22 protein-coding genes are annotated in these 22,189 nt (G+C 38.5%); 5 read left to right on the forward strand and 17 right to left on the reverse strand.

Annotated features, from left to right (window positions below; genetic code table 11):
• Positions 1-84 precede the first annotated feature (84 nt).
• Entirely contained in the window at positions 85-666 is a 582-nt protein-coding gene (locus ABT310_RS13230; protein WP_375324362.1) for an RNA polymerase sigma factor, read from the forward strand.
• Positions 667-917: 251 nt separating this feature from the next.
• On the opposite strand, the gene nth is transcribed toward ABT310_RS13230, so the two are convergent.
• A complete protein-coding gene (gene nth, locus ABT310_RS13235; RefSeq protein WP_375324363.1) occupies positions 918-1,580 on the reverse strand; it encodes an endonuclease III domain-containing protein in 663 nt (220 codons plus the stop codon).
• A 56-nt stretch (positions 1,581-1,636) separates the two neighbouring features.
• Between nth and bcp the strand changes: the two genes are divergently transcribed.
• Positions 1,637-2,092: a thioredoxin-dependent thiol peroxidase gene (gene bcp / locus ABT310_RS13240; RefSeq protein WP_375324364.1), complete on the forward strand. Its 456-nt coding sequence runs from the start codon at positions 1,637-1,639 to the stop codon at positions 2,090-2,092.
• 319 nt (positions 2,093-2,411) lie between these two features.
• Here bcp and ABT310_RS13245 read toward each other — a convergent pair whose 3' ends face one another.
• Entirely contained in the window at positions 2,412-3,863 is a 1,452-nt protein-coding gene (locus tag ABT310_RS13245; RefSeq protein ID WP_375324365.1) for a TonB-dependent receptor, read from the reverse strand.
• A 76-nt stretch (positions 3,864-3,939) separates the two neighbouring features.
• Here ABT310_RS13245 and ABT310_RS13250 point away from each other — a divergent pair, with 76 nt between their 5' ends.
• Complete coding sequence (locus ABT310_RS13250; RefSeq protein WP_375324366.1) at positions 3,940-4,716, forward strand: MBL fold metallo-hydrolase; 777 nt, start codon at positions 3,940-3,942, stop codon at positions 4,714-4,716.
• 4 nt (positions 4,717-4,720) lie between these two features.
• Positions 4,721-5,215 (forward strand): hydrolase, encoded by a 495-nt coding sequence (locus ABT310_RS13255; protein ID WP_375326189.1) that lies wholly within the window; start codon positions 4,721-4,723, stop codon positions 5,213-5,215.
• A gap of 251 nt (positions 5,216-5,466) precedes the next feature.
• Here the strand turns inward: ABT310_RS13255 and ABT310_RS13260 are convergent, their stop codons facing one another.
• The 10 genes from ABT310_RS13260 to ABT310_RS13305 all read right to left on the reverse strand — a co-directional run bounded on the left by ABT310_RS13260 (position 5,467) and on the right by ABT310_RS13305 (position 16,903).
• Positions 5,467-6,126, reverse strand: coding sequence for an alpha/beta hydrolase (locus ABT310_RS13260; protein WP_375324367.1), 660 nt, complete (start codon positions 6,124-6,126; stop codon positions 5,467-5,469).
• Positions 6,127-6,135: 9 nt separating this feature from the next.
• Positions 6,136-6,459, reverse strand: a complete 324-nt coding sequence (locus tag ABT310_RS13265) for a hypothetical protein (protein WP_375324368.1) — start codon at positions 6,457-6,459, stop codon at positions 6,136-6,138.
• Positions 6,459-7,712 carry a dihydroorotase family protein gene (locus ABT310_RS13270; RefSeq protein ID WP_375324369.1) on the reverse strand — a complete coding sequence of 418 codons (1,254 nt, stop codon included), beginning with the start codon at positions 7,710-7,712 and terminating at the stop codon, positions 6,459-6,461. The genes ABT310_RS13265 and ABT310_RS13270 overlap by 1 nt, the downstream gene beginning before the upstream one ends.
• On the reverse strand, positions 7,709-9,631 hold the full coding sequence (locus tag ABT310_RS13275; RefSeq protein ID WP_375324370.1) for a BatA domain-containing protein: 1,923 nt from the start codon (positions 9,629-9,631) through the stop codon (positions 7,709-7,711). Before ABT310_RS13275 ends, ABT310_RS13270 begins: the two co-directional genes overlap by 4 nt.
• A 415-nt stretch (positions 9,632-10,046) precedes the next feature.
• Positions 10,047-11,054, reverse strand: a complete 1,008-nt coding sequence (locus ABT310_RS13280) for a glycosyltransferase family 2 protein (protein WP_375324371.1) — start codon at positions 11,052-11,054, stop codon at positions 10,047-10,049.
• 34 nt (positions 11,055-11,088) lie between these two features.
• On the reverse strand, positions 11,089-11,538 hold the full coding sequence (locus ABT310_RS13285; RefSeq protein ID WP_375324372.1) for a hypothetical protein: 450 nt from the start codon (positions 11,536-11,538) through the stop codon (positions 11,089-11,091).
• 11 nt (positions 11,539-11,549) lie between these two features.
• Complete coding sequence (locus ABT310_RS13290) at positions 11,550-12,320, reverse strand: sterol desaturase family protein (protein ID WP_375324373.1); 771 nt, start codon at positions 12,318-12,320, stop codon at positions 11,550-11,552.
• A 74-nt stretch (positions 12,321-12,394) separates the two neighbouring features.
• Entirely contained in the window at positions 12,395-14,170 is a 1,776-nt protein-coding gene (locus ABT310_RS13295) for a hypothetical protein (protein ID WP_375324374.1), read from the reverse strand.
• Between the two features lie 109 nt (positions 14,171-14,279).
• The gene (locus tag ABT310_RS13300; protein WP_375324375.1) at positions 14,280-14,969 is read right to left on the reverse strand and encodes an SGNH/GDSL hydrolase family protein; all 690 of its coding nucleotides are present in this window, start codon (positions 14,967-14,969) and stop codon (positions 14,280-14,282) included.
• Between the two features lie 449 nt (positions 14,970-15,418).
• Entirely contained in the window at positions 15,419-16,903 is a 1,485-nt protein-coding gene (locus tag ABT310_RS13305; protein ID WP_375324376.1) for a S10 family peptidase, read from the reverse strand.
• A 141-nt stretch (positions 16,904-17,044) separates the two neighbouring features.
• Between ABT310_RS13305 and ABT310_RS13310 the strand changes: the two genes are divergently transcribed.
• A complete protein-coding gene (locus ABT310_RS13310) occupies positions 17,045-18,184 on the forward strand; it encodes a Gfo/Idh/MocA family protein (RefSeq protein WP_375324377.1) in 1,140 nt (379 codons plus the stop codon).
• An 11-nt stretch (positions 18,185-18,195) separates the two neighbouring features.
• Here ABT310_RS13310 and ABT310_RS13315 read toward each other — a convergent pair whose 3' ends face one another.
• From ABT310_RS13315 to ABT310_RS13335, 5 genes are all read right to left on the reverse strand, one after another.
• The gene (locus ABT310_RS13315) at positions 18,196-18,483 is read right to left on the reverse strand and encodes a type II toxin-antitoxin system RelE/ParE family toxin (RefSeq protein WP_375324378.1); all 288 of its coding nucleotides are present in this window, start codon (positions 18,481-18,483) and stop codon (positions 18,196-18,198) included.
• Positions 18,470-18,715, reverse strand: a complete 246-nt coding sequence (locus tag ABT310_RS13320) for a type II toxin-antitoxin system ParD family antitoxin (RefSeq protein ID WP_375324379.1) — start codon at positions 18,713-18,715, stop codon at positions 18,470-18,472. Before ABT310_RS13320 ends, ABT310_RS13315 begins: the two co-directional genes overlap by 14 nt.
• A gap of 96 nt (positions 18,716-18,811) precedes the next feature.
• Positions 18,812-20,611: a serine hydrolase gene (locus ABT310_RS13325; RefSeq protein ID WP_375324380.1), complete on the reverse strand. Its 1,800-nt coding sequence runs from the start codon at positions 20,609-20,611 to the stop codon at positions 18,812-18,814.
• 113 nt (positions 20,612-20,724) lie between these two features.
• Positions 20,725-21,489, reverse strand: a complete 765-nt coding sequence (locus ABT310_RS13330; protein WP_375324381.1) for a TIGR02757 family protein — start codon at positions 21,487-21,489, stop codon at positions 20,725-20,727.
• 1 nt (position 21,490) lies between these two features.
• Positions 21,491-22,159, reverse strand: a complete 669-nt coding sequence (locus ABT310_RS13335; RefSeq protein WP_375324382.1) for an ABC transporter ATP-binding protein — start codon at positions 22,157-22,159, stop codon at positions 21,491-21,493.
• Positions 22,160-22,189 lie beyond the last annotated feature (30 nt).

The following is a 22,189-nucleotide window of genomic DNA, read 5'->3' on the forward strand; positions in this document are numbered from 1 at the left end:
TTACTTTTTACAGATTAAAAACTAATACCTAAAGTCTTTCTTGGAAAAGAGAGGCTGTGATTTTAACCAAAAAAAGTAATTTGTATGGAACTACAGATTAAAGACTCGATTTTAGTAAAGAATTATATTGACGGAGACGAAAAGGCTCTTGAAATTCTTATCAACAGACACAATCAACGAATCACCAGTTTTATTTACTCAAAGGTTTTGGACCGCGATGTTGCAGAGGACATCTTCCAAGATACCTTTATTAAGGTGATCAAAACCCTAAAAAGAGGATCGTACAGCGAGGAAGGTAAATTTTTGCCTTGGGTGATGCGTATTGCACACAACCTGATCATCGACCACTTTAGAAAAAACAAGAGAATGCCCAAGTTCGAGGGTAGTGATGATTTCAATATCTTCTCCGTAATCAAGGACGATAAGCTAAATGTTGAAAAACAAATCATCAAAGATCAGATTGAAAGTGATCTTACCCTTTTAATCGATGAATTGCCAGATGATCAACGAGAAGTGTTGATCATGCGTATCTACAAGGATATGAGTTTTAAGGAAATCTCCGAAAACACTGGGGTTAGCATCAATACAGCTTTGGGTAGAATGCGATATGCCTTGATCAATTTGAGAAAAATCGTTGATCGAAAGAATATCGTTTTAACGAATTAATAGGGCATTATATCGAAGCTTGCAATATTTCCATTTTAGCGGCGTTATCTAATTGTAACATTTTTACGCTAGAATATGGAAAACATTTACTCTGAAGAACAAAAATCCGTAAAAACGGTAAAAGCAAGTAAGAGAACAGTTGACTTCTTACTTAGCTATTCGAAATCGATTCATGTAGTTGACTACAAAAAACATCAGTTTGAAGTAACGTTAAATTAATTTAAGGGTCAAACTGACAGAAAGAGCCGCAATTAGCGGCTCTTTTTGTTTTTATAGTATTCGTTGATCACTGATTTTCTGCCAATGGTCTTCGTGATAATGTCCTTATCCAAATCCCAACCCCTTGCTGGGGAATATTCCCTGCCGTACCATATAATTTGAAGATGCAAACGGTTCCACAATTCTTTGGGGAACAATCTTTTGGCATCACGTTCGGTTTGCACCACATTTTTTCCATTACTAAATCCCCATCGGTACAAGAGTCTATGGATATGGGTGTCCACAGGAAAAGCTGGAATACCAAAAGCCTGTGATACCACTACACTGGCCGTTTTATGACCCACTGCCGGCAATTCTTCCAATAGCGCAATGTCCCTCGGTACTTCACCATTGTATTTTTCTATCAAGATTTTAGAAAGGCCATAAATACCTTTGGCTTTCATAGGGGAGAGCCCTACGGGTTTTATGATCTCACGGATTTCATCTTCCGAAAGTTTTACCATATCAAATGGATTGTCTGCTTTTTCAAAAAGTAAAGGGGTAATCTGGTTCACCCGAACATCGGTACTTTGGGCAGACATCAATACCGCAATGAGCAGGGTATAGGGGTCTTTATGGTCCAACGGAATGGGAATGGTCGGATAAAGTTCATCTAAGGTTTTTATGGTGAAATCAACCTTTTCTTGTTTGGTCATAATTGTTTAACTTTACATATCATTTCATTAAACAATAATTTAAAGAAACAATACCTATGAACATGTTAAAAGTAGGGGATAAAGTACCTGAATTTTCTGCAAAAGACCAAGACGGCAATAGCATAAATCTAAGTGATTATAAAGGAAAGAAACTTGTGGTTTTCTTCTATCCGAAAGCCAACACACCTGGTTGCACTGCCGAAGCCTGTAATTTACGCGATAACTATGCAGAATTGCAAGAAAAAGGCTTTGAATTATTGGGTGTAAGTGCCGATTCTGAAAAAAAACAGGCCAGTTTTAGGGATAAATTTGAGTTTCAGTTCCCATTATTGGCAGATGAGGACCATACCGTGATCAATACGTTCGGAGTTTGGGGACCTAAAAAATTTATGGGAAAAGAATATGATGGTATCCACAGAACCACTTTTGTAATTAATGGTGATGGCGTAGTGGAAAAGGTTATCGAAAAAGTAAAGACCAAAGACCATGCAGCACAGTTACTTGACGGTTAAGGGTGAAAGGTTGCCATTCTGAACGAAGTGATGAATCTATTTCAATAAACAATTTCAGACATCTTATTTATAGACATCTGAAATTCTCTAATAATCTAAAAGAGTTTCTAGGGTAGCTACGCTTCCTCAGAATGACAAATATTTAAAGTACGAAGTAGGGAAAAGGGAGAAAGTGAATTGTTGTAAGTCGGGACACCGAAAAATTGTCAACCATCAACGAAAAACAAATGAACAAGTTACAGTAAACAGAAACCAATTATCAATTATTTTCTCCTAACTCCTAACTCCTAACTCCTAACTCCTAACTCCTAACTCCTGACTACTCCTTTTCCTCGAGTACTTGTCGGGTAAAGAGCTGCTTTTCTTTGATGATTTCAGCAATACCTTCAGGTAATTCGTTTTCCCAACCCTCTTCGTTGTTGATGATTTTTTTGAGTACATCCCTAGAGAAAATATGCATCACATCTGGGTCGTAATCGATAATATCCATCACCTTACCATTGTACTTGAAGAATTTGTACAATTCTTTCATTCGTGGGTGGACTTTTACATTGTTACTGGTCAAAATTTGTCCAGTTTCTGGGTCCTTCATAGGGTATAAGTACACTTTCAAATCCTTAAAGAATAATTTACCAAAGGCTTCCAGGATACCACCACTTAAGTGACGGTAATATTTTTCATCGAATACATCCACCAAGTTGTTAACGCCCATGGTCAATCCAATTTTGGCCTTGGTGTAATTGTTAAAGAACTCCACCAATTTGTAATACTCTTGGAAGTTTGAAATCAACACGTTATGCCCAAGGGAGCAGAGGAGTTCCGCACGGTCCATAAAGTCCTGTTCGTCAATTTCACCACTTGCTTTAAGGTTGGAAAGGGTAATTTCAAAAACCACGATGGTGTTCTTGTACTCAACGGTCTGTTCGCGCACAAAAATATCGTAGGATTTTTGGAACATATCCATATTCACCTTTGTTACAGGCCTAAAACTACCACGTAGCGCCAAGATGTTCTTTTTGTATAGAACAGCTGCAGGTAATAGGTTATTTCCATCAGGACCGAACATAACGGCATCGGTCATTCCATTTTTAATCAGCTGTAAACTCATCAATCGGTTGTCCACATCGGTAAAATTGGGCCCCGTAAAATTGATCATATCAATCTCCAAGGTGTCCTTATCAATGTGGTCGTAAAGATATTTAAGCAGTTTTTTAGGCTTATGGAACTTAAAGAACGCCCCGTACATAAGATTTACCCCAAGAATACCCAATGTTTCTTGCTGCAAACGGGCTTCATTTTGTTTGAATCGGATATGAAGCACAATTTCATCATATTCCTTTTGATTGGGATCTAATTGAAATCGAAGTCCAACCCAACCGTGACCTTTATACCTTTTTGAAAAGTCAATGGTCGCTACTGTATTGGCAAAACAGAAAAAGAGGTAATTGGGGTTGCTCTCACGACTGATGCGTTCTTCCACCAAATGCATTTCGTGGTTCAGCATCTTTTTCAATCGTGACTGGGTCACATAGCGCCCATCCTCCTCAACGCCATAAATGGCATCACTAAAACTTTTGTCGTAGGCACTCATCGCCTTTGCAATGGTTCCCGATGCACCACCGGCCCTAAAAAAATGTCTTGCGGTTTCTTGTCCCGCCCCAATTTCTGCAAAAGTTCCATAAATATCCTTGTTCAGGTTTATGCGCAGGGTTTTTGCTTTTATGGAGGGAATATTCTCGAAGTTATTTTCTCTACTAGGTACGGTAGGCATATCCTAAATTTTAAGTGGGACAAAGTTACACTCTTAACGCAATCTATTAAATAAATAAGTTATAATTTTGGAAATAATGGATGATCAAATGACCATTACTTTTCTGGGCACGGGTACTTCGCAGGGAATTCCCATTATTGGAAGCAATCATCCCGTTTGTTTGAGCGACGACCCCAAGGACAAAAGATTGCGTGTTTCCGTTTTAATTTCGTGGAAAGATTACAATTATGTAATTGATTGCGGCCCCGATTTTAGGCAACAAATGCTTGACAATCCCATCGACCATTTAAATGGAATCTTATTTACCCACGAACATGCGGACCATACCGCTGGAATCGATGATATTCGTCCTTTTTTCTTTAGACAAGGCGACATTCCCATTTATGCACATGCAAGGGTTGTTGAATCCTTGAAGAGGCGTTTCGATTATATTTTTGCCAACGAAAATCGTTATCCAGGTGCTCCTGCGGTTCAAGTATTTGAAGTGGAAAAGGACAAAAACATCCCTTTGGGGGATTTGGATGTGGTTCCCATTGAATGTTATCATAATCGGCTTCCAGTTTTTGGCTACCGTTTTGGTGAATTTGTGTACCTAACGGATGTAAAAAAGGTGCATGAGGACGAAATCAAAAAAATGAAAGGAGCTAAGGTGCTAGTGGTCAACGCCCTTCGGATTGAGCCACATCACTCCCATTTTAATTTGGACGAAGCCTTGGAATTTGCCCAAGAAGTGGGAGCAGAGGAAACCTATTTTACACATATTAGCCATATGTTGGGTTTTCATGAAGAAGTGGAAAAAAATCTTCCCGAAAATGTACATTTGGCTTACGATAACCTACAAATAAAAATTTAAGATGTTGAAGAGTAGAATATTTTTATACCTATTTGTTTTCACCTTTTTGTTGGTGCTTTTTCAATTTGTAACGGCCAATAATATGCAAAAAGCATTGACTGAAGATATTCAACAACGTGATGCACAATTGGAAAAATTAGAAGATTCCTTAAAAACCATGCACCTAAAGGTGTTGGATATGCAATATTTTTCTTTGGAAAACAATGATGATGCCTTGGTGTACTACGACCATTTAAATTTGGAAAATCCTACTCGCTATATTGAGGATAAATTGTTGGAAACTAACGAGAAATCCGGAGACAATCCTTTGATTCCGTATGAGGGGATGGAAAGTGATTTTAAAATCAATAAAATCAAGGTGCTCAACCATAAATGGATTTTGACCGATTTTTCAGATGGGAAATATTGGGGCGAATTATTGTTGGAATACGAACTGAAAGATGATTTAAGCGTCGACTTTACGATGTTGGATCATTTGTTGTATGCGCGAAGCAACTAACAGTGAACAATTAGCAATTTCCAATTAACAATTAACAGTTTGTAAAAAGGAAAGGGTTAAGGGTGAAAGGTGAAAAGCAAAAGTTCTAAGTGCGAAGTTGGAATTACAAAGTACGGACGACGAACAACCATCAACCATCAACGAAAAACGAATGTATCCTAAACGTCATGCTGAACTTGTTTCAGCATCTCATATCAGTTTGACACGAATTTTATGAATGGCACGAATTTATAAATCAAACAATCCAACCATCAAATCCGTTCTTCTAACCACTTTTTAAAAGAGTAGAAATTCTGGGGAGAAACGCCATGTCCAACAGGAAATTCCTCAAAAGTATTGTCGATGCCCATTTCATTTAAGAATTCAGGAGCTTTTTGCGCCCATTCCAAAGGAATCACCTGGTCTACTTGTCCGTGTGAGCAGTAGAAATTAAGTTGACTATGGTCTTTTTCTTTATACCCCTCAATCAATATTTTCTGGTTGATATAACCACTTAAAGCAATTACATTTTTTACTTTTTTAGGGTAGGATAGGGCTACCGCATAACTAAGAATGGTTCCCTGGCTAAATCCTAACAGCGTAATATTGGTAGCATCCAAATTGTACGCAGCAATGGCTTCATCAATAAAATGTGCAATCTTATCCCTTGATTCCTTGGCTTGCTCATCATCACTCCATTTGCCTTGTTCGGCATCAAAATTAATGGCATACCACGCATGGCCAAAAGGCTCCAAATTATAGGGGGCTTTTACCGAAAACACCATTAATTCCTCTGGCAATTCTGGGGCAAAGGAAAACAAATCCTCTTCATTGCTTCCATACCCGTGAAACATAAAAAGAGCTGCCTTTTTTTCAAGATTAGAGGTTGATGGGCGCAAAAGATAATCTAAAGATAATGGGGTAAGGGACATTGTAAAGTTTTATGAAATGAATGTAAACCATTTTTGAAAATAGATGCCCAATACAGGCAGTGGTTTGGTTTTTTCGTTTAAGGCTTGCAAAAAACCAAAAACCCAAATCACTAAATAAAAAATATAAATGGGAATGGACAAATACACCATTCCGGAGTAGGTGAGTAAAATGGCCAAAGCATGAAATAGCACGTGAATTCCAAAAGCTTGACGAATGTGGAATCTTGCAAAAGCATTTTTGGGTTCCATATTCATGGTAATGGCGATTAAACAACCAATAATGGTAATATAGGCCACAATGGCAGCAGATTTACCTTCTTTAACTCCACTCATTAAAGTACTATTTGATCGTTATTGATAATTCCATACACCTTTCCTTTAAGTTCAGCGTCCAAATACATGCTGTTTTTGGATGTGGAAAGAATGTCCTTATCCATAAAAGTATTGCTGCCTTCTGGATTGAAAAGGGTAAGATTGGCTTCTGCTCCTTCTTCCAATTTTGGAGGTTTAACCCCAAATCTTGTTCGGCCTTGGGTTAAAAATGAAATAGTCTCGTCCAATTCGAATAGCGTATTCAAACTACCGAAAGCAGACTCCAGACCTAAACTTCCGTTTTTTGCATTATCAAATTCAACGCGCTTGTGTTCCACATCCATGGGAATATGGTCCGTGGTCACAAAATCTATAGTGCCCTCTTTTAAACCTTTTATCAAGGCTTTGTTATCTGATTTGGTCCGAAGTGGAGGAGATACTTTAAAATGGGTATCAAAACCCTTTAGGGTTTCATCCGTAAAGAACAGGTTGTGAATGGCCACGCTACAACTAACGTCCAATCCTTTCTTTTTGGCATTGGCAATCAGTTTAACCGAACCCGCTGTTGAAATGGTAGGAATATGCAACTTACCGCCCGTATATTCCAAAATGAACAAGTCACGGGCTATCTGAAGTTCTTCCGCCAAAGCTGGAATGCCTTTCAATCCTAAAATGGTGGAAACTTCGCCCTCGTGCGCCACACCATTTCCTTTTATGCTTCCATCTTGAGGAAAGGAGAATACCAATCCACCAAAGTTTTGGGCGTAAAGCAAAGCTATCTTGAGCAAATTGGCATTGCTGATTTGCTTTTTAAAATCATAGTAAGCAACGGCACCAGCATTCTTCATATCAAAAAGCTCTGCTAAGTCAATGCCTTCTGCATTTTTTGTAAGTGTTCCAAGTGGATGGATGTTGGTGGGTTTCCCCAAACCTCTTTCCTTTAGGAAAACCACATTGGAACTAGTGTCTGGAACGGGTTGGGTATTCGGATTGAGCACGATATCGGTAAAACCACTTTTTCCAGCTGCAAACAATCCGTTGGCGATGGTTTCACGTTCTTCAAAACCAGGCTCACCAAAACTTACGCCACTATCAAACCAACCCAAGGAAACATGTAGATTTTCTAAATCGACCACTTTGGTATTGGATGGCGATTCGATTTTAGCTCCAATTTTTTCAATGATTCCTTTTTTAATAAGGATATCCCTTGTTTTGAGGTGAAGCTCCTTGTTTTCTGGGCATACAATTTTTGCCGATTTCAGCAGAATGTTCATGTAACAAATTTTTGAATGATAACCTCTACAAGCGCCAGAAGCAACGCTAAAATAACAAACCATTTCCAATAAGCAGTTATGTTGTTGTCAGCTTTCAGGTAATCAAAAAGCTCGGTAATGGAATCTTGGGTGCTTGTTTGGGGCAACTCGTTAATGGATAAGTAATTGAGTTCACTTTCCCATCTAGGGTAATTAAAACTAATTTTTTTTAAATCTTGCTCGTTTTGTATCACCGAATATATGCCGTCCTCAGTAGGGAGTTCGTCGAAAGAAAGTCGCACTCGATTCGGGAAATTTTGTTGCAACGGAATAAACTCATAACCCTCCTTGGCCACTTTTAAAATTTTGTCTCCACTGGTCTCTGTGTTGATGTCAATCGAACTAGGTTCACCTAGGGTTTGATATAATTGAGGGCTTTTAGACCCTGATTGTGACATATTATAAAAGGTTGGCACAATCAAAGGGGAATTGATAAAGTTGGAATTCCCTAAATCTAATGAAGTGGAAAATATATAAACTCCGTCCAAACCAACTAGAAAAGGTTCACCGCCCTGCAACGACAAGATGCTTGGCAACCTACTTTGAAGTCTAAAATGTGATTGTGTTGTTGGATATTGAAAATTGGTTACTTCCCTTTCAAACACATTTTTATATAGAGGATGATCAAAAGCAATTTGGGTAATACTAGAGGGTTGCACAATTTTTTCAGTAAATCGAGCACCTGCTATAGATGATAACAGCGCATTGTAATTGTTGATGTCAGCATCATTTGCTGGGACAATAATCACCGTTCCACCATTGTTTTTAAAACTGGTCAATACATTTTGCAAACTGGTGGGAATGGAGGTCAAATCATTTAAAATGACCACATTTTGCTCATCCAATGCGCTATAATTGAATTGGTTAAGTGTGAATTTTTGAAATTCAAATTCCTCTCCCCGAAAAAGTCGATTCAAATAATCACTATCTGAATTGGAAATGGCAACCACCTTTACTTTTTCAGGAGTGTTGATGTTGAAATAAAAGGTATTATCGAAGCTCAAACCACTTTCTGAAATAAACAATCTGCCGTTCAATTCTTGATTGTTGGGTACGGTAAACAATACTTCTGCATTACCATTCGATGTGAATTTTGCAGCAGATTTAGCGATTAATACTTCATTATTATATAATGAGATGGGTAAATTATCATCCTCATTGCCGCCAGAAAGCAACACCATTAGAGATGCTTGCTCGCTTGCATTACCTTCCAAATAAATAGAGTCGATGGATACATTTCCTATTTCTTGGGGGCGCATTGGCACCAAATGAATGTTTAGCAAGGAATCCATCGCTGTATTTGTATCCAATAATCGTTGTTGAAAATCAGAAATGACTATCAGGTTTTTTATGGTGGCAGCAGATTTTGAAAAAAGGGTGTTTGCCTTTAGCCCAATCTCGTTCAAATTCAATTGTTTGGGTGAAAAGGGGAGGGCCAACAACGAATTTTGAATATCCTTTATAGTGACCTTGGCAAAGGTTTTTTCATTCGTGAATAAACTGAAAATTTGTTCTTGCTCACTGTTTTTAATCAAGTCTTGGACCGCTCGTTCCAGCAATGAAAATCCATTGTTTTTGGCTTGCATGCTGAACGAATCATCCAAATAGATAACGGTTTCCTTTTCTTGCAACGCGGTTTCTGAAGAAGAAAAAGGTTGGGCAAAAGCAATGATGATCGCCGCTAAAAGTAAAAGACGAGTTACCAACAACAGCCATTTTTTCAAGCTGTTGCTTTTACGGGATTCCGACACCACCTTTTGCAGCATGGCCACATTGGTAAAGGGAGTTTTTTTAAATCGCCTTAATTGAAATAAATGAATGAGAATAGGAATGATAAGAAGAAAAAGTGCCCAAAGAATTTCTGGATGTTTAAACTGCATTCCCATTATTGCTTGATCAAAGATAGGCATTAAAATATTCGGATTGCAATAATCAATGTTCAATAAACAATAATCAATCAACAATAGGTAAAGTAGAATAGTAAAGTAAATTATTGTCATTTCGAGCTGTCATCCCGAGCGGAGTCGAGGGAGCAGTCGAGAAATCTTATTACTCAATAAACATTTAACAAGGAACAATGTTTATTTGGTGAATGGGAAAAAGTGAATGCTTGTCATTCTGAGCAACGCGAAGAATCTAAAATTCAGATATAAGACATAAGATATTAGATTTCTAAAATCCAAAAATCTAAGAGTCAAAAAGAGAATCCTCGTCGCTACGCTCTGTCGGAATGACAAAAGCCAGGTCAGGGAAAAACGACAAACCATCAACCATTAACGAAAAATGAAACAACAATCAACAGAAAAAGAAATAATCAAGCATGGGCTTTTGCCCAAACCCCCTAAAATAATCAACAATTTCTTGTTGTGCCTTTTCATTGGCAACCGTAATAATACTTTGTGGCTTGTTTAGTTCTTGCAATGCATTAAAATGAACCATTCGCTTCCCATAAATCTTCTTGCCAATCTTTTTAGGGTTGTTGCACAGCCAAACAAAGTCTATTTTCTGCTTTTTAAGTCCAAGCGCAATTTTCTTTCCTTTAAATCCAGCGCCCCAAACCACCAGCGGACGGTTTTTATCAAATTCTAGTTTTAGGAAATAGTGCAGTTTAATATCCAAAAAATAATTTTGAGCGTAGTGTTCATGCGTTCGGGAAGTTCTTGTGTTGTAATCCCGCCATAAATGGAGTATTTGTTGACATGGAATTATTTTTAAACCAGCTTCATAAAATCGGAATGTGAGGTCGTAATCTTCAGGATATCTGTCGTGCTTAAATCCACCACAAGAATCAAAATCGGTTCGGTATGTCATCCAACAAGGTGAGGGAATCACACATTCCTTAAAAATTTCAGAGTAATTGGATCCTTGAGAAGTTAATTGGTTCAGCCACGCTTCGTACCGTTCGTACCCATTGCTTATACCTCGTTTGGAGAAGTATTTCACCTGTCCAACCGCAACATGACCTGCTCCATTTTCCAACAAAGAATCCACCATGACCTGCAATCGGTCTGGTTTCATGATGTCGTCTGAATCCATTCGGGTTACAAATTCACCTTCACCTTGAGTGTATCCCGTTTGCAAAGCAGGTATAATCCCACTTCCTTTATTTTGAATGACTTTGAAACGTTCATCCTTTTCAGCATAAACCGAAACGAGATCGAAACTTTGATCCTTGGAGTGGTCGTTTACGGCTAAAACTTCCCAATTTTTATAGGATTGGTTTAAAATGGAATCCAAACATTCGGGCAGAAAATGGGCGGTGTTCTTAAAGGGAATTATAATACTTATTTTGCCACTTTGCATGCTCTAAAGTAACAAAATCTTATCGGACTAATTTTTAATCGAATGGAAGTTGGTCAGGGGCAATAAATCTCGCTTTTGCATTTTCAAGGTTTAGCGGATTTGTGCCATAATGTATTAAAATCAATGATTTAAATGCATTATTCAAACGTGGATTTTCATTGATGAATCCGATAAAGCTTGTTGCATTGGACTTCTTTCTAAAATGTTGAACCACTTTTACCGAAGCAACAGTAAGCGTTAAATGGAACTTTGTTCCATCCCCGTGAAGCTTGCCGAAATTTTGAATTGTTTGACACGTCTTTTCTATAGCCAATTTTTCATCAAATTGATTCAAATAAAGCCACGCCAATCGTATGTGGGCTTCATGGGTAAAGAGGTTTGGGGGAAAACCTCCTTGTTCCATGTCCTTTATAAATTGCTCGTCCGAAACCTCCAAATGGTGGTTGGGTCGATGCGTTTCCAAATTGGGTCGAGTACAGGGCATGCCAAGAAATCTTATTTTTTATTGATATCCTTAAAGGTCAGCATATCCCAAATACGTTTGGATGCTCCATTGTAAAAGCCTGTTTCATCCACATAACTTTTTGGGTTATTGAACGTACCAAAAATGATGTCATAAAGCGAAATATCGGAATAGTTATAGGCATGTATGCCTTTGGCATGGTGCACAGCATGCGCTTCAGGACGTTGCACAATATACCCCAACCAAACAGGCGTTTTAATATTGGCATGTTGAAAAATGGCCAAAAACGTAGTGAACAAGATGAACGCAGTTGCCGCTTGTGGTGTAAATCCAGCAACCACGACCAAACATAGGCTTCCCAAAAGGCTAAAACCAATCATATCCATCGGACTAAAATAAAAGGCACCGTAACTGTCCATTCGCTCGGCACTATGGTGCATTTGGTGAAAAATTTTCCAAAGGGTATCGTTTTTGTGCATGGCGTAATGCCAAACATACAATCCAAATTCATAGATCATTACCGCAACAAAGGCACCCCAAAAAGTTCCCAAAGAGGTAAGGTCAAAAATTTGATAATCCACCAAATAGGCATCCCATATTAACGGAAAATAGGTAGATAAATAAAAGAATACAGCAAAAGAGGAAAGTCCAATAAGTCTCCAATTTTTAACTTTTGGCAGTTCTCTGGCTGGAAAAAGCTCTTCCCAAAGGATCAAAATGGCATACATGCCCAAAATAATCAAGGAAATAGGGTCAGTTAGTACTGCCCATGGATTCGGTAAATTTTTTAAAATCTCTAACATTGTCTAAAAGGTTTTGTTGTTTACCCATTAGGCATAAGTTTAAAACTTACATTGTAAGGTGGGGCCGTAAGCTTTTAAAAAGTCCAGTCGTGGGGCACTTCTGGGGTATAGCTGCAATAGCTTCCCGTTTTAATGGAAAGTGATAAATGTTTGGCCAATTGTGGATGTGATTTTTCTATTTTTTTTATCGCATTTCGAATTCGCCAAGTTACCGCTGCCCTTGCTTTTTCAATGGACGAACCAGTCTTTCTTATTTTGTTGGAAAGACCAACCGTTTGCGACAATTGCTCTGTGAATGATTCCAATTCTTCCCGAAGCGCGTCTGCTTTTTCATAAAAGCCTATTTCTTCAGCATCAGAAATGGCAACTTGAAGCCTTAAAGCCTCTCGTTTGTATTCTTTTTTGGCTTTTTCATCTATCAAAGGTGTTCCGCTTTCCACCAAAACGGTTCCCATAAGATCTGTACAATGAAAATCCTTTTCTGGTTCTTGAAGTAATTGGGCTATGTCGTGTAACCCTTTACAATCTTTAAGTGTTGCGGTTTTGTTGGCGTATTGAATCTCCCAAAATTCCCCATTTTGAATAAAACTTCCTTGATGGGCTCCCAGCTTGGTTTTCGTTTTTGATGTTTCCAATGGAGCCCCTAAAATATGATTCCAAAAGGGTTCTAACTGGCTTGATTTTTTATGTGGATTCACCACTTTTTGCCAATCAACAGCTTCTTTATCTGTAGCTAGCTTTCCCTTATTGATATGCTTTTGAAAATAATCTTTATAAAGGGTCCAATATTCTTTCATTTTATCCAGCTGTCCCAAATGAAAGTAGGTTGCTGAAAGAAAGGCAGTAAAATCAATCCAAATACCTAAGTTGGATACTTTGCTTCCAATGTCCAGTGCTTTTTCAAATTCACCTTTTTCAAAATAAACGATCAAGCCAGCCAATAAATAGGCTTCGGGTTGTAATGGATTTAAGTTTCTAGCCTTATTGTACAGTTGTTCAGCTTCCTCCAAATAGCCCAACCAAACAAAACAATTGGAAATCAAGATCAAGTTGTCGGCATCACTTGGGTTCATGCGCAACGATTTACGCAGCACATGTTCTGATTTTTCATATTCTCCCAAATAGGCAAAGGTGCGACCTAAAACGGAAAGGGAAACATAATCGTTTTCATCCAACTCAATGGCCTTTAAAGCATAATCATGGGCGCCTTGCTGACTTAATTCCCAGCGATCCCATAATTGGCAGCTCCATTCATTAAAATAGGAAAGTGAAATTCCGGTGTAGGCCCTGGCAAAATTTGGATTGATTTTGAGGGCATTTTCAAAGTAATTGCGGGCCTTTAAATCGCTTTCGATGGTTCCTTTTTTGATTTCAACCATGCCCAATAACCAATTTTCATAGGCTGCAAGTTCCACCGATTCCTTTTTATAGGAATAGGAGAGGAGATCGTACTCTATTTGTTGTTGCAAGACACTCACCATTTGTTGCGTTATGGCATCTTGGGTATTAAGAATGGAATCCATGGTTTCGTCATGATTGCCCGCAAAAACAATTTTATTGTCTTTGGAACGCACCAATTGCACACTGATTCTGAATCCATTGGACGTTGTTCTAAAACTTCCCGTGATGAGATAATCGGCTCCTAATTTTGCAATATTTTCTGAATCGTAAATATCCTGAATGCCAATACTGGAGTACTGGGATATGACGGATAGCCCTATAAACTTGGAGAAATTTATAATAAGGTCGTCCGTAAACCCTTTAATTATTGGACTGATGTTTTCGGTACTACCAATAATTTGAAAGGGTAAAACCGCTAAAGTAGTTTCCCTGTTTTGAATAAGTTTCACGTTGATTTGATTGATTGGTCTAAGATACAAAACAAAGCTATATGGCTGATGTTCAATGTGTCAATGCCCAAAAAGTTTGTGCAACCGTGAAAATTAATTAATGGAAATGCTATTTCAAGGCTTCCTGAATGCTTTCGTTGACCATTTTTTCCATGATTTTGTAACCGGCTTTGGTCACATGTACTTCATCGGTGGTCAGTTCAGATGGTAATCCGTTTCTATCGTCGGCCATGGCAGCAAAATAATCCAAGTAAATGGCTCCATTTTCTTTTGCAACCGCTTTTAAAAGTTCATTGAGCTTGGGAATTTTCACATTCGGATTCAGTCCTGGTCGCCAAGGATAATCGAAAGCGGGCAGTACGGAACAAACAATTGGTTTTATATTGTTGGCATTGGCCAATTCCACCATACCAAGGATATTATCTCGAATTTGCTCCAAGGTCATTGGCCCCGTATTTCCAGCAATATCGTTGGTTCCTGCCAGAATCACCACCACTTTGGGTTGTAGGTTAATCACATCTTGACGAAAGCGCAAAAGCATTTGTGGGGTGGTTTGTCCACCAATGCCACGGTTCACATAGTTATTGTCGGTAAAGAAATTTGGGTTGGCATCGCCCCACATTTCGGTTATGGAATTGCCCATAAACACTACTCTGTTTTCATCTGGCGTTGGGGCGGAAAGCTCCATATTCGCCTTTGCGTATTTTTCCAAATTGGGCCAATCTTGGGCCATGGTTTTTGAAGTGAGGGTAAATCCTAAAAATGAGAGCATGATCCAAAGGATGCTTTGTTTGTTCATAATGTGCAGTTTGGTTAAAAATAGGAATTAAGTCCTTAGCTGAAAAGTAGAAAAAGGATGAAAAACAAAATTATTGTAAAAACAACTGCCCATGCGGTTTGTCTTTTCTCCTTTTGCCTTTGAATGAACATTCTTCTCTGAATTCGAACAATGTCTCTTCGGGTAGATTTTTTAAAATGAAGTTTAGTGACACTTTGTTTTCCAAATACATCTTCTTTCGTTTTTTTACTTCTACCTCGAGACCTAAGTAGTGCTCTATTGCCTTCTATTACATTTTTAGCATGTTGTGCAAATCCTCCTCCTCCCATAATTATATTATTTTTACATATAAGTATGGATTATTGAAAATTTGTTACATTATTTAGCGATATAACCAATTAAATGCAACAAAAAAGCGATGTGACTAATTAAACCACACCGCTTTAAAAGCTTTTATAAAACTACAATAACTAGTATTTCGCGCTCTTCCCGTTTGCTTGGGTTCTTAAAATAAACGCTCTTATATCTTCATTGGCTGTTTTCAAATCTTCTTTTCTCAAATACATCATGTGTCCGGAACGGTATCCTTTCCACTCAAATCTATCTTTCATTTTACCACTTGGGTCAACTTGAGACATGGTGTATTTAGCTGCAAAATACGTACAGGCACCATCATAATAACCAGACTGCACCAAAACGTTCAAGTATGGGTTTTGTGCCATGGCTTGACGAAGATCGTCACGAACATTATCATTGCTGTCATCCCAAGGGTGAACTGGGCCGAACATATTGTATTTAATGTCGGTCTTAAAGTTCAATTCCTCTTGCAAGTAATAGTTAATAGCTGGCGTAAAACTGTGCAGCCATGAGGTCAATTCTGGGGAATAATCGGGTCTTGTACCGAACAATTGCTTATCGATACCTAAATAACGGCTGTCCAAACGACCAATAGTGTATCCACCATCTTCTTTCAATAAGGCTTTCCAGAAAAACTGGGTAGGTACATCCAAGTTGTGATCAATGATGTCTTTGGCATCCAAACCAGAGTAACGGGCCATTTTATCGGCAATCGCTTTACGTTCCGCATCAGGAATAAACCCTCCTTTGGCAATGGCAGGCAATAATTCTTCAATGGTAAATTTTTCTACTTCCGGCAGCACTTCCAATAGGTCTTTGCTTTGCAAATCAGAAGGAAGTTTCTTGTGGTGCCAAGCCGTTGCTGCATAATACGGCATGTTCAAGGCACTGGAAACTGGGTCGTTGTCTCTAAACACTTTGTAATCGGCAGGGGAAACCATAATTACCCCGTTCAAATACATCCATTGTTGGTTTTGAAGCGCCAAGGAAAGCCCCATTACACGGGTACCTCCATAACTTTCACCCACAATATATTTTGGAGAGTTCCAACGGTTGTTTCTTGTTACGAAAGTGTTCAGCCATTCAGACAAATATTTGGTGTCCGCATTGATTCCGAAGAATTTTTTGCGATCAACCTCTTTTCCTGTTTCAGGAATAGTTCTGGAATATCCTGTATTCACTGGATTTACATAAACAATATCAGTAACGTCCAATACAGAATATGGGTTTTCTTTTACCCCATAAGGCTGAACAGGATAACCTTCATCGTCAATTTTAAGGATTCTAGGTCCAGTGTACGCCAAGTGCATCCAAACAGAACCTGAACCTGGTCCACCATTAAATGAAATCAACAAAGGTCTTGATGATCTATCCTTTACACCATCTTTAGTGTAGTAGGTATAATGCAATGTTGCAATGGGCTCTCCCAATTCGTCCCAAACAGGTTGCATACCCGTTACAGCGGTATAATCAATCCGAGAACCGTTAATGGTTACGGCATGTTGGGATGTGATGGTCGTGTCGACGGGGATTTTTCGTTCTTGGGCCAACACAAGGGTAGTGCAGAGCGTTAAGCCCAACAGTAAAAGTTTTTTCATTTTATAAGATTGAATTAGTTGGCTTAAAAATAAGGATTTTGAATTGGCTTAAACTGTTAAAAGAATTGTAAATGCATTTATAAATCTAAGTTTAGGCAATTATCACTAATTTTAAAATGAAACTCACTGAATTCAAAAGCCATGAAAAAAATATCCCGAAGAAATTTTAATAATATCACTGCCAAGGGCATAGGTGGTGCCGCTTTGTTTTCCGCAGCTCCTTTCGCCTGCGCTATGGGGAACAACCAAGATAAAAAAAGCTTGGGCATTGCTTTGGTGGGATTGGGAAGTTATAGCACCTACCAATTGGCACCTGCTCTGCAGGACACACAATATTGTCATTTGGCCGGAATTGTTACGGGTACTCCTGAAAAGGAGAAAACTTGGGCGGACAAATACAACATCCCACAAAAGAATATTTACAACTATCAAAATTTTGATGATATCGCCAATAATCCCAATATCGATGCCATTTATGTGGTATTGCCCAATAGTATGCATGCAGAGTTTTGCATTAGAGCTGCCAAAGCAGGGAAACATGTGATTTGCGAAAAGCCTATGGCGGTTAGTGTTGAAGAGTGTGATGCCATTATCAATGCTTGTAAAGAGGCAGGAGTAAAATTGGGAATGGGATACCGCTTACAATCTGAGCCCTATACAAAACAGGTAAAGAAATTTGTAAAAGAAAAAACCTTTGGTGATATCAATTTTGTTTCGGCAGATGCAGCGTATCGTTCTGGTGGAAATCCTGACCAATGGCGATTGAATAAAGCCTTATCTGGTGGTGGGGCGTTGATGAATATGGGAGTTTACGCCATTCAAAGTGCCATTTATGGTACAGGGCAAAATCCGATTTCGGTTTCAGCACAAGAATTTAGTACACGTCCTGAATATTTTAAAGAAACTGATGAAACCATTACCGCACAATTTGAATTTCCAAATGGAGCCGTGGGGAATATTTCCACCTCACACAATTTTAATGCGAATGCCATGTATGTTTCTGGTAACTCGGGTTGGTTTGAATTACAACCAGCAAACAATTATGGACCGTTGCACGGAAGAACTTCAAAGGGTGATGAGATTAAATTTCCACATGAAAGCCAACAAAAGCTCCAAATGGATGATTTTGCAAGACACGTTTTGTTTAACGAACCCAATATCGCCCCGGGAGAAATGGGTAAACGTGACATGATCATCGTGGAAGCTATTTACGAATCTATAGCAAAAGGTGGACAAAAAATCAATTTGGATATTGAACCTGGTTATGGGTTTGGGGGGTAAATTAATTGGATTTAAAGCATATTATTCAAATCTTGACTGCCTATAATTGCCATTATTTCAACAACATCATCGTTGATTTTGTAATAAATGTTATCAGAGCCGCAAACACATCGTTTATAACCCTTTTTTATATGATCAACGGATTCAAATGAAAAGGGTTGTTTTGCAATAAGATTAAAATACTCGAAAAATATTTCAAAGTACTTATCAGCTTGAACCATTCCGAATTTATGAACCCCGTATTGGTGAATTCGAATTAAATCTTCTTTTGCAGTAGTACTCAGTCTATATTTTGCCATTTAACATTGATTTGGATTGAGCTAAAATATCATCTTTACTATCATTGGTAAATCCGCTATTTTCAGCTTTCTCCAACTTGGCTTTGAGCCAATCAATTTGAACTTGTTGTTTTCTGGCTTGCCGTATCAAATCATTGACTACTTCACTTTTACTGGAATATTCTTGGCTTTCTACTTGAGATTTTAGCCAATCATCATTGGGTTTTGTAAATGAAATGCTTTGACGAGACATGATTGTTTAATTTGGTGTAATAATACATCAAATATGCATCAAAAGCAATAAACAAAGATTGTTTTTAAGGAATTCAATGCTATGAATTGAGCAAATTTACTTCCTCATTGCCACAAAGGTGCCATTGGGTTGAATCAAAACAAGCTCTTTCATTTTTTCATTTTCCAAGGTTTTAAATTTAGTCTTGAATCCCTCGAGTCCTTTAATATTGAAACCATCTTCACCCGTGGCCAATAAATTATATTCGGGTTGTCCAGGCACAAACATATACAAACCTTCACCCTTTATGTAGACTTTGATTTCTATTCCAGTTAGTTCGTACTCCCCTTCATATTTTTTCAATTCACTTACATCTAAATCCAACGCCTTGGGTTCTCGCTTAAATTCGATAGGGTGGTCAAGGGAAGGCTCAATTTGTACTTTCATGGAGGATATGTCCCCAGCATCATTAGTGGTAAAATTGAATTTCACGGGCATTTCATCAAAATCCTCAATACCTGTAGATGTCACTTCCAAAGGTTCAAAAATGTCATAGTAACGATGTTTCAAATAAAATTTAAGCAGTTTAAAATGCACAAAAAGCGAATCGGATTCCTTGGTGATTTCAAAACGTCCATATCCCTTGTTTTCATAAAAACCAGTATAGGCACTTAGGTCATGCGATGGCGTAGTATTTTTAATTTCTGTTGAATCTGCGGCATTCTTGCCAGCTTCTTTGGCTTTTTGTTCTTCTTCTTTCTGTTTACGGTAATAATCGGCCCAATCTGTTTTCTTGGTATTGAAGATATGGTCGGCTACCGTATTTCGAATCAATGTGGGGACGGAAGAACCATTTTGATTGGTTAATACCACGATACCTAAACTATCCGTTGGAAAAAAAGCGGTACTTGCTGAAAACCCATCAATATTACCACCATGCTCCACACGGTAATGCCCTCGGTAAGCACTAACCATCCAGCCATACCCATAATTGGCCAAGAACATATCGGGGTTTTCATCGCTAGGATAACCAGAACCTATAACGGCATGAGAACTTATGGCTTCTTTCACATAATTTTCCGGTAAGATGGTGGAATCCTTAAATTTTCCATTGTTGATCCAAACTTTTAGCCAATTGGCCATTTCTGACACACTACTGTTGATGCTTCCGGCTGGCGCCATGGCCGCAATTTGATAATAATCCATTTTTCGGGTAATGCTATCCTTAAAATATTCGTAACCTACAGCGGCATTTTCGCTGTTTTCCAATGCTTTGATGGATAGGTTGGAACGATTCATCTGTAAGGGGCTAAAAAAACGTTCCTTAATATTCTCTTCCCAAGATTTTCCTGTGATTCGTTCAGCGATAACGCCTTGCAACAAAAACATAAAGTTGTTGTAGTGCCATTTTTGACGAAGTCCTGTAAAAGGTTCATGATATTGAATTCTTTGAACCAAACTATCACGATTAAAAGTAGGGAAGAGGTACCAAGAGCCATCGTGTCTTGGGATTCCGGTTTGATGGCTCATTAAATCCCTGATATTAATTTCGTTGTTCAATTGATCGTTGTAAAACCGTAGTTCTGGTATGTAATCGATTGGGCTATCGTTAAAGGTGAGGGATTCATTGTTCCGAAGTTGCCCGAGAATTGCACTGGTAAATGCCTTGGAACAGGAACCAATGGCCAACAACGTATTTTCATCCATTGGAATTTTGTTTTCCAAATCACGATATCCGAAACCTTTGGCATAAAGTGTTTTACCGCCTTCAACAATGGCAACTGCAAACCCTGGTGCATGTGTAATTTCTAGAATCTTCTCAAATTCCTTTTCAATATTTTTTAAGCGTTTGTCAGTTTGAGAGAAGCCAAAAGCGGCAAATAGTAAGAATATTGCCGAAAGCAGTTGATTTTTCATAAGTTGGTTTGTTAATGGTTTTTTAGCAGATATTAAGATAATATTTTAACAACCTAAATGGTAGAAACTTATATAAAAAATCAGCTTTTCTGTACGAATGGGTGTTTACAACCTTAGAACCGTTCAAAAACTCCCAAACCAAATAGGGCGAAATCGTATTTCACGGGGTCGCTAGAATCCAATTTTCTTAAACTCTTATCCAGCTCTTGCAAAGCTTTGGCATCATTCTGTTTGCGTTTCAGCAATTTTAGCTTGCGGGCCACATTTCCCGAGTGCACATCCAAGGGACATGATAGTTTGGATGGGGGAATGTTTTTCCAAATGCCAAAATCTACTCCTGTGGCATTGTCACGAACCATCCATCGTAAAAACATATTGATGCGTTTAGCTGCGGAACCTTTATTGGGATCGGAAACATGCTTCTGGGTTCTATTTTGATGGGGGAGCTCAAAAAACACCTCTTTAAACTTAGAAATGGCGGGTTGCATGGAGTGTTTGGTCTGGTGCTCAGTGAAAATCGTCTCTAATCCTCCGTGGTTTTTGTAAATATTTTGAAGACTTTTTACAAAGTAACCGAGGTCAATTCCATTAAAAGTACGGTGCACAAAAGGGGAGAGAGACTCCAAATCGTCTTCCTTATGATTCATTACAAAATCAATGGGCGAGTTGCCCATTAATCCCATTAATTTTGTGGCGTTGTTGATGATGCTCTTTCGGTTACCCCATGCAATGGTTGCTGTTAAAAATCCACTGATTTCAACATCTTCTTTTTGAGTAAATAGGTGTGGAATCTGCAACGGGTCATCCTCCAAAAACTTGGGATTGTTGTATTCAAGTACTTTGGCATCCAAAAATTCTTTGAGCTCTGCCTTGGTCATATCAATCTTTCGAAACGATCACGCCATCCACCATGGTCAACTTTCGATCGGCCATATCCGCTAGTTCTCTATTGTGGGTTACCAAAACAAAGGTTTGTCCAAATTCATCCCTAAGCTGAAAAAACAATTTATGAAGGTTGTCCGCACTTTCGGAATCTAAATTTCCACTGGGCTCATCGGCAAAAACCACCGAGGGTTTATTCATTAAACTACGTGCTACGGCAACCCTTTGTTGTTCCCCTCCAGAAAGTTCGTTTGGTTTGTGGTGATAACGGTCTTTCAACCCTAAAAAATCCAATAACTCCTTGGCTCTTGTTTCAGCTTCAGCCTTGGGTGTCTTTTTTATAAATGCAGGGATACAAACATTTTCCAGTGCCGTAAATTCTGGGAGCAATTGATGAAATTGGAAGATAAATCCGATATGTTCATTTCTGAACTTGGCCAAGTTTTTGTCGTTCAGTTGAGTAGTGTTGGTTTCATTGATCAATAAGGTGCTATCGTTTGCATTGGACGGACTGTCCAAAGTGCCCAAAATCTGCAACAAGGTAGTTTTTCCTGCTCCCGAAGCTCCAACGATAGATACAACTTCGCCTTTTTTTATTTCAAGATCAACCCCTTTTAAAACTTTAAGGTCTCCGTAACTCTTCTGAATGTTTGTGGCCTTTATCATAAATACAACTTCGCTGGTCTAAGATAATCA

Origin of the sequence: Flagellimonas cixiensis (assembly GCF_042134615.1) — a bacterium.
Lineage (GTDB): Bacteria > Bacteroidota > Bacteroidia > Flavobacteriales > Flavobacteriaceae > Flagellimonas > Flagellimonas cixiensis.

Excerpts from the sequence above, each read along its gene's own strand:
- ABT310_RS13325 (WP_375324380.1), bottom strand. The coding sequence starts at position 20,611 with ATGAAAAATCAACTGCTTTCGGCAATATTCTTACTATTTGCCGCTTTT.
- ABT310_RS13270 (WP_375324369.1), bottom strand. The coding sequence starts at position 7,712 with ATGAACATTCTGCTGAAATCGGCAAAAATTGTATGCCCAGAAAACAAG.
- ABT310_RS13300 (WP_375324375.1), bottom strand. The coding sequence starts at position 14,969 with ATGAACAAACAAAGCATCCTTTGGATCATGCTCTCATTTTTAGGATTT.
- ABT310_RS13285 (WP_375324372.1), bottom strand. The coding sequence starts at position 11,538 with ATGCCCTGTACTCGACCCAATTTGGAAACGCATCGACCCAACCACCAT.
- nth (WP_375324363.1), bottom strand. The coding sequence starts at position 1,580 with ATGACCAAACAAGAAAAGGTTGATTTCACCATAAAAACCTTAGATGAA.
- ABT310_RS13310 (WP_375324377.1), top strand. The coding sequence starts at position 17,045 with ATGAAAAAAATATCCCGAAGAAATTTTAATAATATCACTGCCAAGGGC.
- ABT310_RS13260 (WP_375324367.1), bottom strand. The coding sequence starts at position 6,126 with ATGTCCCTTACCCCATTATCTTTAGATTATCTTTTGCGCCCATCAACC.
- ABT310_RS13305 (WP_375324376.1), bottom strand. The coding sequence starts at position 16,903 with ATGAAAAAACTTTTACTGTTGGGCTTAACGCTCTGCACTACCCTTGTG.
- bcp (WP_375324364.1), top strand. The coding sequence starts at position 1,637 with ATGAACATGTTAAAAGTAGGGGATAAAGTACCTGAATTTTCTGCAAAA.
- ABT310_RS13320 (WP_375324379.1), bottom strand. The coding sequence starts at position 18,715 with ATGTCTCGTCAAAGCATTTCATTTACAAAACCCAATGATGATTGGCTA.
- ABT310_RS13275 (WP_375324370.1), bottom strand. The coding sequence starts at position 9,631 with ATGCAGTTTAAACATCCAGAAATTCTTTGGGCACTTTTTCTTCTTATC.
- ABT310_RS13330 (WP_375324381.1), bottom strand. The coding sequence starts at position 21,489 with ATGACCAAGGCAGAGCTCAAAGAATTTTTGGATGCCAAAGTACTTGAA.
- ABT310_RS13315 (WP_375324378.1), bottom strand. The coding sequence starts at position 18,483 with ATGGCAAAATATAGACTGAGTACTACTGCAAAAGAAGATTTAATTCGA.
- ABT310_RS13250 (WP_375324366.1), top strand. The coding sequence starts at position 3,940 with ATGGATGATCAAATGACCATTACTTTTCTGGGCACGGGTACTTCGCAG.
- ABT310_RS13265 (WP_375324368.1), bottom strand. The coding sequence starts at position 6,459 with ATGAGTGGAGTTAAAGAAGGTAAATCTGCTGCCATTGTGGCCTATATT.
- ABT310_RS13290 (WP_375324373.1), bottom strand. The coding sequence starts at position 12,320 with ATGTTAGAGATTTTAAAAAATTTACCGAATCCATGGGCAGTACTAACT.
- ABT310_RS13280 (WP_375324371.1), bottom strand. The coding sequence starts at position 11,054 with ATGCAAAGTGGCAAAATAAGTATTATAATTCCCTTTAAGAACACCGCC.
- ABT310_RS13245 (WP_375324365.1), bottom strand. The coding sequence starts at position 3,863 with ATGCCTACCGTACCTAGTAGAGAAAATAACTTCGAGAATATTCCCTCC.
- ABT310_RS13230 (WP_375324362.1), top strand. The coding sequence starts at position 85 with ATGGAACTACAGATTAAAGACTCGATTTTAGTAAAGAATTATATTGAC.
- ABT310_RS13335 (WP_375324382.1), bottom strand. The coding sequence starts at position 22,159 with ATGATAAAGGCCACAAACATTCAGAAGAGTTACGGAGACCTTAAAGTT.